Origin of the sequence: Kitasatospora sp. NPDC059160 (assembly GCF_042755465.1) — a bacterium.
Taxonomy (GTDB): domain Bacteria; phylum Actinomycetota; class Actinomycetes; order Streptomycetales; family Streptomycetaceae; genus Kitasatospora.
Genome location: NZ_JBHZCN010000050.1, coordinates 18617 through 28190, shown reverse-complemented (window position 1 = coordinate 28190; position 9574 = coordinate 18617). Strand labels below are relative to the sequence as shown.

Genomic DNA, 9574 nt, shown 5'->3' with positions numbered 1-9574 from the left:
TCTATTCACACCTCACCCCATAACTCTATTATACCACAGTGTTGGTGGGTGGTTTTTTGTTTATAACCCCGCGGCGCGGGTGGGTTTTGGGGGGGGGCCCCCCCCCCCACTCCTCGTTGCCTTGAGGATCACACCCTTGAGCCGGGTCGACGGGTGGTCGATCCGTGCGGAACGCCCTATCGCTCGACCGCGAGACGTACGCCCAGGCCGATGAAGACGCCGCCGGTCGCCACGTCGAGGCGGCGGCGGGCGGCCGCGCGCCGGTCGAGCCAGCCCCCGATCCGGCCCGCGAGCACGCCCACGGTGCCGTCGACCAGGAACTCGATCGCGATGAAGACCGCCCCGAGGAGCAGGAACTGGAGCCAGACTCGACCCAGGCCGGGGTCGACGAACTGGGGCAGGAACGCGATCGTGAACGTGACCATCTTCGGGTTCACCAAGTTGGTCAACAGCCCGCGAACGTAAGCGCGTCGGCCGGAGACCCCGTTCGCGCCCGCCGACTCGACCCGCTCCCGGCCGCGGTGGCGGATCGCCTGCACACCGAGGTACACCAGGTAGGCGGCGCCGGCCAGGCGCAGCGCGGTGAACGCGGTCGGCGCGGCGGCGAAGAACGCGGACAGTCCCACGGCGGCGAGCGCGATGTGAACGGCCTCACTGGTCGCGACCCCCGCGGTGGCGAGCAGCCCGGCACGGGCGCCGCCGCGGATCCCGCAGCCGAGGATGAACAGCATGTCCGGTCCCGGGGTGACCATCGCGACGAGGGTGGTGACGAGGAAGACGGCGAAGAGGTGCGGATCGACAGGCATGGGCCGATGCTCGTGCGGGCGTGGCAGCCCTGCAAGCGATATTCGTAGGCCGAGACGGAGGACCGGCGGTGAGGTGAAGGCCCGGTACCGCCGCATTCACGAATCCCGTGCGGCCGCACTGATCGGTAGGCTGGCGACGACGGGGGCGGGGGCCGGCTCCGTGTCCGGCCGTGGACGGGGGATCACCGCTTTGCACTTCGCGTTGGCGTACCAGGACGAGGCCCGCTGCCCGGCCTTCCTCAACGGGTTGATCCACGAGGAGTTCTCGGACGACGGCCACGACCGGCCGATGCAGTACGCCTGGCACTACGCCACGGGCGACTCCCCGCTCGCCGACCTGCCGGCCGAGCTGTGGCTGATCACGAAGGACCGGGCCTACGACTTCGACTTCCACACGCAGTTCGACGGGCACGTCGTCAGCGGCGAGTTCCTGGCCCTGATGCGGGCCACCGACACCGGTGGCTGGCAGGCCGCGAAGCTGAACGTGGTGTCCAGCAAGGGCAGGCGGATCCCCGCGAAGGACTACTACTTCGTGAAGTTCCCCCGGACCGAACTGCTCAAGGTCGAGGACGTGGTCGACCTCGCGGGGTCGAGGATCGACTTCCGCCGCGACGGGCAGATCAAGAAGGTCTGGGAACTGCGCTTCGGGACGCCGCCGGAGCGCGATCTGTTCCTCTTCGACTCCATCCCGCTCCTCGGGGTTGCCTTCTGCTCGGAGAGGTTCGCCGAAGCCGCGCGGCGGTTCGGCCCGAGAGGAGTCACCTTCGTGGAGCTGCCGGACATCGGGACCGTCCAGAGCGCCTGACGCGCTCGACGGCCGAGGAGTGGGAAGTCGGTGGGGCCGACGTCCCGCTCCTCGGTGTTGTCCGGGTTCCGGGTTCCCTACTTCTTCCCCTCGCCGCAGAACTCGGCCTCCAGTTCCTTCGTGAAGACCGCGACCGGCCCCCACGCCTCGCCGTTCGCCCAGTCGCCGTTGACCTGGGTCGACATCATGTGGCGGTCGTCCCGGCTCCCGAACGTGTACGACCAGGAGCCGTTGATCGCCCCGCCCATCCCCCACACCTCGCCGCAGGACAGCGTGATCGAGCCGATTCCCAGGCCGTAGTGGGAGTTCGGGATCCACCCCGTGGGGCCTGCCTTCGGGTCCTTCATGGTGACCATCTCCGCCATCTGCGCCGGCGGCAGCAGCCGGCCGCCCAGCAGCGCCTGGAAGAAGGTGCTCAGGTCCCCCACCGTGGAGACCATGTCCCCCGAGCCGTAGCCCCAGGACGGGCTGAGCTCGGTGACGTCGTGGACGGGCAGCGTCGGGGCGTCGAACGGGCCGAGCTTGGAGTAGAAGCGGCCGTGCGGCCCCTGGATGCCGGTGTCGTCGGCGGCGGGCTCGTAGGTGCTCTTGAGGTGCAGGGGCTTGGCGAAGCGGTCGGCGATCTCCTGGGCGAGGCTGTGGCCGGTGGCCTGTTCGACGACCAGCGCGGCCAGCACGTAGTTGGTGTCGGAGTACTCCCAGCTGGTGCCGGGCGCGAAGCTGGGCTTCACACCGATGCCGATCCCGACCAGCTGGCGCGGGGTGAACCGGTCGAAGCGGTGCTGCAGGAAGGCCTCGCCCCGGAACTCCTTCGAAACCGTTTCGTCCATCGCGAAGTTGGCGATCCCGCTGGTGTGGTTGAGCAGCTGGCGAAGGGTGATCTTCGACCCGTCGTACCCGTTGCCGTCGACCAGGCCGGGCAGCCACTGCTCGACGCTGTCGTCCAGTGTCAGCTTCCCCTCGGCCTCCAGCTGGAGCAGCGCGGTGGCCACGAAGGTCTTGGTGGTGCTGCCGATCCGGAACCGGTCCTGCGGCTTGAACTTCTGCCCAGTGGCCAGGTCGGCGGTGCCGGACTGCCCGTACCAGGTCGAGCCGTGGTCGCGGACCTCGGCCGTGACCCCCGGCAGGCCGTTGACGGTGACCGCCTGGTCGAGCGCGGCCTGGAGTCCCTGGTGGCCGCCGTGCCTGGCATCGGGGGCGGCGGCGAGGGCGGCCGGGGCGGTGGCGGTCAGCAGGGCGGCGGCCACGGCGGTGGCGAGGCCGGTGGCGAGGGCGGTGCGGGTGGTGGTCTTCACGGTGGGTCCCCCTGGTCGGTCGGGCTTTCGTCGTCGGTGAAGAACGTACGGCCGAGTTCGAGGATCCATCAACATCTGATTGCTTCAACGCCAGCATCACAGCAGGTCAGTGACGGTCAATCATTGCAATGACGATGCCGACGAATGCAAACGCGGTTGCAACCGCGCGGCCCGGATCCGGATACTCGTGCGAAGGCCCGAGGAGAGGAGCCACCCGTGCCGGGTGCCAGGCTGAGCCCGCAGGACCGTCTCGCGATCGCGACCGGTCTCGCCGAGGGACTGGACTACGCCGCGATCGCCCGGCTGATCGCCCGCCCCACCTCCACGGTGACCCGGGAGATCGCCCGCAACGGCGGGCCCGGCCGCTACCGCGCGGAGACCGCCCAGCGCGCGACCGCCCGCCGGGCCCGACGCCGGCCCGGCCTCGCCCGACCGTCCGGGGGCACCCCGGCCGCACCGGACGGGCGCGACCCGGCGGCCGTCGACGACTACGCCGGCCGCTTCGCCGACCTCCTCGTCCACATGGGGCTGCCCCGCATGGTGGCCCGGGTGCTCAGCTGTCTGTACGTCACCGACAGCGGCAGCCTGAGCGCGGCCGACCTGGTGCGTCGCCTCGGCGTCAGCCCGGCCTCGGTGTCCAAGGCCGTGGGCTACCTCGCGGACCAGGGGCTGATCCGCCGCGAGCGGGACGGGCAGCACGGCCGCCGCGAGCAGTACACCATCAACGGTGACGTCTGGTACCGCTCGATGCTGGCCAGTGCCCAACGCAACGCCCTGCTCGCCGAGTTCGCCCGCACCGGCGCCGACCTGCTGGGCGCCAGCACCCCGGCCGGGCAGCGTCTCGACACGGCGGCGGACTTCCTCGCGGAGATCGGCACCGACCTCGTCCGCGCCGTGGAGCGCCGCCGCTCCGGCACCGGGCTGTCGTGAGGGGGGCGGACGCCGCCGTCCGCATCTACCAGGACGGTCTCACGGACGGTCCAGGTCCCGGCCCCGGGACGGGGACGGGGACGGGGACGGGGACGGCGGGTAGTGGTCGGCGACGACGCGGGCCATGGCGCCGATGGGGTCCTCCGCGACGTCCTGTGCCGCGAAGAAGCAGTGGCCGCGGACCGTGCCGTAGTCCTGGGCCAGGGTGAGGTGGCGGGACAGTTCGGCCGGGTCCTGCCAGGCGGCGGGCTGGCCCGACGCGCCCGCCTTGTACAGGGCCTCGCCGAGGTAGAGGTCGACGCCGGTGCCCCTGGCCACCTCGTCCCACCAGGGCACCAGGACCGCGTAGTCGGCGGGGGCGAAGCCGATGTTCCAGTAGAGCTGCGGGCAGATGTAGTCGATCCAGCCCTCGCGCACCCACGTCCGGGTGTCGGCGTGCAGGTCGTCGTAGGCCTCGATGCCCGCCGTGGTCGCCGAGCCCCGCTGGTCGGTCGCCCGGTTGCGCCACACCCCGAACGGGCTGATCCCGAACCGCACCCGGCCGTTGGCCTCCTTGATCCGGGCGCCCGTCTCCCGCACCAGGAGGTCGATGTTGTCGCGCCGCCACGCGGCGCGGTCCGGGAAGTCCGCCCCGTACCGGGCGTAGGCCGCGTCGTCGTCGAAGCGCTGCCCGGCGACCGGGTACGGGTAGAAGTAGTCGTCGAAGTGGACGCCGTCGACGTCGTAGCGGCGTACGGCGTCGAGCACGGCGTCCTGCACGAAGCTGCGGACCTCCGGCAGGCCCGGGTTGTAGTGGAGCCGCCCGCCGTAGCTCACCACCCAGTCGGGGTGGACCCGGGCGGGGTGCGTCGGGACGAGCCGCGAGGGGTCGTCGTGGGTCGCGATCCGGTACGGGTTGAACCAGGCGTGCAGTTCCAGGCCGCGCTGGTGCGCCTCCTGGACGGCGGTGCCCAGCGGGTCCCAGCCGGGGTCCTGGCCCTGCACCCCGGTGAGCCAGGCCGACCAGGGCTCGTACGGGGACGGCCACAGCGCGTCCGCGGTGGGGCGGACCTGGAGCAGAACCGCGTTCAGCCGCCGCTCCTGCGCCTGGTCGAGCAGGGTGAGGAGCTCGGCGCGCTGGGCCTCCGCGGTGAGGCCGGGCCGGGAGGGCCAGTCCCGGTTGGCCACCGTCGCCAGCCAGACACCGCGGAAGTCCCGCGCGCCGTCCCGCCGTTCAGCCGTCGCCCGCAGGGGCTTCTGCTGCGGCCCGCCCCGCCCTGCGGCGAGCGCCGGGCCGGCCGCGGCCAGCCCGCCGAGTGCCGCCGCCGTGCCCGCGACGAAGCCCCGCCTCGTGATTCGCCCCATGTCGCACCCCTCGTTCGCTTCCGCTTCCCGCAGCTCGCTTGCCGCAGCTCGGCTGCCGCGGCTCGCTGCCCGTCGGTCCGGCCGCCCTGACGAGGGACCGGTCCCTGCGTGCCAGGAGCAACGACCCGGGGAGCGGGTGGGTACGGGCATGTCGACCCGATGGCCGCATCACCCCGGCCCGGAACCGGAACCGTCTCCGGGCCCGGGGCCGGAGACGGAGACGGCGGCAGCGGAGTCGACGGCCGCCTGCACCGCCTCCAGCAGCTCGACCAGGCCCTGGGCCTGCTCCCATTCGGCGGCCGTGTACGTCCAGACGTAGCGGGCCCCCGGCGCCTCCGGCCGGCCGTGCGCGATCTCCACCGTCCGCTTCCCCTTCCGGTCCGGGCCGGTGACGCTCAGGTGCAGGTACCGGACGTGGAAGCGGATGGGGTCACTGCCGAAGATCTCCAGAATCCGACCGTCGAACGAGTAGAACCTGTTGCCGAACGTGGTCGTGATCTCGTCGTTCATGGGTGGACCCTACGTGCGGTGACCATTCGTCACCAGGCTTTCGTCACACCAGACTTACGTCACCAGCGGGGCATTGGTGATTCGTTGGCGGAACGTTGGCAGCCGTGACGAGCATGAGGCTCCCGGTGCCGGCCCGTTTCGCCCCACCGGAACGGGCACGGTCCGGTTCCCCAAGACCGAACACCGAGGGCCCTCGCGGCCCCACCGGGCCTCCCCCTGGTCGGCGCCGTTCGCATTCCGTAAGGACGTCGCAGCACCTCACGGCACGTCCGGCGCGCTTCGATGGACGGGTGGATTCCAAGCCCTCCGGTGCCCGGCGCCGCCTCGACCGCCCGCTCCCTCCCCCGCCCGACTCCCTGCGACGCGGCCCCTTCCGCGACGGCACGTTCACCTCCGCGCTGCACGAGCCGCGCACGGCCGTCGTGCTCGGCCGGTGGCTCGGCGCGGCCCTGCTGGTCTGCTTCCTGACCGGCCTGACCAGCCACCTCCTCCAGGACCCGCCGCACTGGCTCGCACCGCACCTGCCCTCCCGGCCCGTGGACGGCTACCGGATCACCCAGGGACTGCACGTGATCAGCGGCATCGCCGCGATCCCGCTGACCGGCGCGAAGCTGTGGACGGTCTACCCCCGGCTGTTCGACTGGCCACCCGCCCGCAGCGTGCTGCACGCCCTGGAGCGGCTGGGCATCGCCGTCCTGGTGGCGGCCGTGCTGCTGGAGCTGTGCACCGGTCTCCTGAACACGCTCCAGTGGTACCCCTGGCCGTTCCCGTTCCGCCAGACCCACTTCTGGCTGGCCTGGCTCGCGATCGGCGGCCTGCTGGTCCACCTGGCCGTCAAGGCACCGCTCGTCGCCCGGCACTGGCGCGCCCGGGGTACCCCGGCGGTGGCCGGGCGCCGGGGGTTCCTGACCGCCGTGGGAGCGGCCGTCGGCGCGGTGACGCTCACCACCGCCGGGCAGACCGTGCCCTGGCTGCGCGCGGTGGACCTGCTGGCCCCGCGCCGCCCGGGCCAGGGGGCGGGCGGCCTGCCGGTCAACCGTACGGCCGCCCAGGCCGGGACGGTGACCGTACCCGCCGACTGGCGGCTGGTGGTCGACGGCCCCCGGCCGTTCCGGATCGGGCTCGCCGAGCTGCGCCGACTCCCCCAGCACGAGGCGGTGCTGCCGATCGCCTGCGTCGAGGGCTGGAGCGTGAGCGCCCGGTGGGGCGGGGTCCGGGTGGCGGACCTGCTGGCGCGGGCCGGGGCGCCGCCGGGAGCGGCCGTACGGGTCACCTCGCTGGAGGCCGAGGGGCCGTACCGGGTGTCCGAGCTGCCCGCCCCGTACGCCGCCGACCCGCTCACCCTGCTGGCGCTGCGGGTGGACGGCGAGGAGCTCAGCGCGGACCACGGCTTCCCCGCGCGGATCATCGCGCCGAACCGGCCCGGCGTGCTGCAGACCAAGTGGGTGGCCCGGATCGAGGTGCTGGCATGACCGCGCTCGCGACCTGGCTGCGCGGGGCGGCCCTGGCGGCCGGGCTGACGCTGACCGGCGTCGGCCTGTACGGGCTGCTCGACGACGCCTACGTCACCGAGCCCGCGGGGGTGCTGTGGTGGGCCGTCGGCGCCCTGGTCCTGCACGACGGGCTGTGGCTGCCGCTGGCCTGCCTGACGGGCGCCGCCGTGGCGGCCGCACTCCGCGCAGCGGGCCCGGCCCTCCGCGCGCCAGGCCCGGCCCGCGGCTGGGTGCTGCGCGGCTGGCTGGTGGTGGCCGCCGCGCTGACCGCCGTCGGTCTGCCCGCCGTCCTGCGGGCGGGCCGCGACTCCGGCAACCCGACGGTGCTACCGCTGCCGTACCTGCGCAACTGGCTGCTCCTGCTGGCCGCCACCGCGCTGTGCGCGGCGCTGATCGCGCTCGCCCGACGGCGGCGACGGCACCGGCAGTTCCAGCGACGACACCAGCACCGGTCCGCCGGCTGAACTGCCCTCTCCGGCAGGCGACATGGACGCAGGACACCTTGTGTCCTACAGTGAACGAGGTGTCACCCGGTTGCGGCACGCCCATAGGAACACCCGCAGGCACAACCACAGGCACGCCAGCCGCACCTGACCGCACCCGACCGTACGCGACACCACCGCGTCACGTCACCGAGGAGAGCCACGGCCATGACCGACACCTTCGAGGCCAGCAAGTCCGAACTGGTGGAACTCGCCCACCACCGGATGCAGACCGCGATACCCGACAACGACTGGACGGTGCGCCAGAAGCTCGCGCTCACCTGCCGCATCCTGTTCGACGCCGGGCACGACTCCGGCCTCGCCGGGCAGATCACCGCCCGCGCCGAACGCCCCGGCACCTACTACACCCAGCGGCTGGGCCTCGGCTTCGACGAGATCACCGAGGACAACCTGCTGCTCGTCGACGAGGACCTCACCGTCCTGGAGGGCGACGGCATGGCCAACCCGGCCAACCGCTTCCACAGTTGGGTCTACCGTGCCCGACCCGACGTCAACTGCATCATCCACACCCACCCGCTGCACATCTCCGCGCTGTCCATGCTGGAGACCCCGCTCGTGGTCTCGCACATGGACATGTGCCCGCTGTACGACGACTGCGCGTTCCTGGAGACCTGGCCCGGCATCCCGGTCGGCAACGAGGAGGGCGAGATCATCTCCGCGGCCCTCGGCGACAAGCGCGCCCTGCTGCTCGCCCACCACGGCCAGTTGGTCGCCACGGGTACGGTCGAGGAGGCCTGCACCCTCGCCCTGCTCTTCGAGCGGGCCGCCAAGCTCCAGCTGCTGGCGAGCGCGGCCGGGAAGATCCAGGAGATCCCCGGCCTGCTCGCCCAGGAGGCCCACGACTGGATCTCCACCCCCAAGCGCGGCCAGGCGAACTTCGCCTACTACGCCCGCCGCGCCCTGCGCGCCGGCCACGGCGACGCCCTCACCACCCCGACCGCCGCACCCGCTACACCCGCCGCACCCGCCCGGAAGGAGTCCTGACATGGCGACCACCCTGGAAGGGATCATCGCGTACCCGGTGACCCCGTTCTCCCGCACCGACGGCGGCCTCGACCTCGACGGGCTCACGGCACTGATCGACCGTCTGGTCGTCTCCGGCTGCCACGCCGTCGCCCCGCTCGGCTCCACCGGCGAGAGCGCCTACCTGGACGACCCGGAGTGGTACGCCGTCGCCGAGGCCTCCGTCTCCGCCGTCGCGGGCCGCGTCCCCACCGTCGTCGGCATCGCCGACCTCACCACCCGCAGCGCCGTGCGCCGCGCCCGCTTCGCCGAACAGGCCGGCGCGGACGTGGTGATGCTCCTCCCGCTCTCCTACTGGACGCTCGACGAAGAGGCGATCACCCGGCACTACACCGCCGTCGCCGACGCCGTCGGCATCCCGATCATGATCTACAACAACCCCAGGACGGCCGGGGTCGACCTCCCGCCGGAGCTCATCCACCGGCTGGTCCGGGACGTCGACAACATCACCATGGTCAAGGAGAGCAGCGGCGACATCCAGCGGATGCACCGCCTCACCCAACTCTCCGACGGCGCAATGCCGTTCTACAACGGCTCCAACCCGCTCGCGCTGGCGGCCTTCGCGGCCGGCGCCAGCGGCTGGTGCACGGCTGCGCCCTGCCTGATCCCCGAACTCCCGCTGGAGCTGTACCGGGCGGTGCGCACGGGCGATCTGGACGCGGCCCGCGAGGTGTACTACCGCCAGCTGCCCGTCCTGCAGTTCCTGATGCGCGGCGGGCTGCCGACCACGGTCAAGGCGGGCCTCTCCCTGCTCGGCCTGGACGTCGGCGAGCCCCGGCCGCCGCTGCTGCCGCTGGCGGAGGAGCGCCGGGCGGAGCTGGCCCGGCTGCTGGCGGACGCCACCGGCTGAACCCCCGCCGGGGAA

Annotated in this window: 10 protein-coding genes; 6 read left to right on the top strand and 4 right to left on the bottom strand. The window is 72.5% G+C overall.

Going from position 1 to position 9574, the window contains the following annotated elements:
- Nucleotides 1-176 precede the first annotated feature (176 nt).
- On the bottom strand, nt 177-806 hold the full coding sequence (locus ACFXOZ_RS22015; RefSeq protein WP_380592170.1) for a LysE family translocator: 630 nt from the start codon (nt 804-806) through the stop codon (nt 177-179).
- Nucleotides 807-996: 190 nt separating this feature from the next.
- Here ACFXOZ_RS22015 and ACFXOZ_RS22010 point away from each other — a divergent pair, with 190 nt between their 5' ends.
- Entirely contained in the window at nt 997-1611 is a 615-nt protein-coding gene (locus ACFXOZ_RS22010) for an Imm43 family immunity protein (RefSeq protein ID WP_380592168.1), read from the top strand.
- A gap of 77 nt (nt 1612-1688) precedes the next feature.
- Here ACFXOZ_RS22010 and ACFXOZ_RS22005 read toward each other — a convergent pair whose 3' ends face one another.
- Nucleotides 1689-2906: a serine hydrolase domain-containing protein gene (locus ACFXOZ_RS22005; protein ID WP_380592166.1), complete on the bottom strand. Its 1218-nt coding sequence runs from the start codon at nt 2904-2906 to the stop codon at nt 1689-1691.
- 216 nt (nt 2907-3122) lie between these two features.
- Here ACFXOZ_RS22005 and ACFXOZ_RS22000 point away from each other — a divergent pair, with 216 nt between their 5' ends.
- The gene (locus ACFXOZ_RS22000; protein ID WP_380592164.1) at nt 3123-3836 is read left to right on the top strand and encodes a MarR family transcriptional regulator; all 714 of its coding nucleotides are present in this window, start codon (nt 3123-3125) and stop codon (nt 3834-3836) included.
- 39 nt (nt 3837-3875) lie between these two features.
- On the opposite strand, the gene ACFXOZ_RS21995 is transcribed toward ACFXOZ_RS22000, so the two are convergent.
- Together ACFXOZ_RS21995 and ACFXOZ_RS21990 are read right to left on the bottom strand one after the other, a co-directional pair.
- Nucleotides 3876-5180, bottom strand: a complete 1305-nt coding sequence (locus ACFXOZ_RS21995; RefSeq protein WP_380592162.1) for a glycoside hydrolase family 10 protein — start codon at nt 5178-5180, stop codon at nt 3876-3878.
- A gap of 168 nt (nt 5181-5348) precedes the next feature.
- Nucleotides 5349-5690 carry a hypothetical protein gene (locus ACFXOZ_RS21990; protein ID WP_380592160.1) on the bottom strand — a complete coding sequence of 114 codons (342 nt, stop codon included), beginning with the start codon at nt 5688-5690 and terminating at the stop codon, nt 5349-5351.
- A 356-nt stretch (nt 5691-6046) separates the two neighbouring features.
- On the opposite strand from ACFXOZ_RS21990, the gene ACFXOZ_RS21985 reads away from it, so the two are divergent.
- The 4 genes from ACFXOZ_RS21985 (at nt 6047) to ACFXOZ_RS21970 (ending at nt 9559) form a co-directional block, all read left to right on the top strand.
- Entirely contained in the window at nt 6047-7162 is a 1116-nt protein-coding gene (locus ACFXOZ_RS21985; RefSeq protein WP_380592219.1) for a molybdopterin-dependent oxidoreductase, read from the top strand.
- Nucleotides 7159-7647: a hypothetical protein gene (locus ACFXOZ_RS21980; RefSeq protein ID WP_380592158.1), complete on the top strand. Its 489-nt coding sequence runs from the start codon at nt 7159-7161 to the stop codon at nt 7645-7647. Before ACFXOZ_RS21985 ends, ACFXOZ_RS21980 begins: the two co-directional genes overlap by 4 nt.
- A 186-nt stretch (nt 7648-7833) precedes the next feature.
- On the top strand, nt 7834-8670 hold the full coding sequence (locus tag ACFXOZ_RS21975) for an aldolase (protein WP_380592156.1): 837 nt from the start codon (nt 7834-7836) through the stop codon (nt 8668-8670).
- Nucleotide 8671: 1 nt separating this feature from the next.
- On the top strand, nt 8672-9559 hold the full coding sequence (locus ACFXOZ_RS21970; protein ID WP_380528688.1) for a dihydrodipicolinate synthase family protein: 888 nt from the start codon (nt 8672-8674) through the stop codon (nt 9557-9559).
- The last annotated feature ends 15 nt before the right edge of the window (nt 9560-9574 follow it).

Bases quoted from the DNA above. Each gene is read 5' to 3' on its own strand.
- ACFXOZ_RS22015 (WP_380592170.1), bottom strand. From the start codon at position 806: ATGCCTGTCGATCCGCACCTCTTCGCCGTCTTCCTCGTCACCACCCTC.
- ACFXOZ_RS21995 (WP_380592162.1), bottom strand. From the start codon at position 5,180: ATGGGGCGAATCACGAGGCGGGGCTTCGTCGCGGGCACGGCGGCGGCA.
- ACFXOZ_RS21990 (WP_380592160.1), bottom strand. From the start codon at position 5,690: ATGAACGACGAGATCACGACCACGTTCGGCAACAGGTTCTACTCGTTC.
- ACFXOZ_RS21980 (WP_380592158.1), top strand. From the start codon at position 7,159: ATGACCGCGCTCGCGACCTGGCTGCGCGGGGCGGCCCTGGCGGCCGGG.
- ACFXOZ_RS21975 (WP_380592156.1), top strand. From the start codon at position 7,834: ATGACCGACACCTTCGAGGCCAGCAAGTCCGAACTGGTGGAACTCGCC.
- ACFXOZ_RS21970 (WP_380528688.1), top strand. From the start codon at position 8,672: ATGGCGACCACCCTGGAAGGGATCATCGCGTACCCGGTGACCCCGTTC.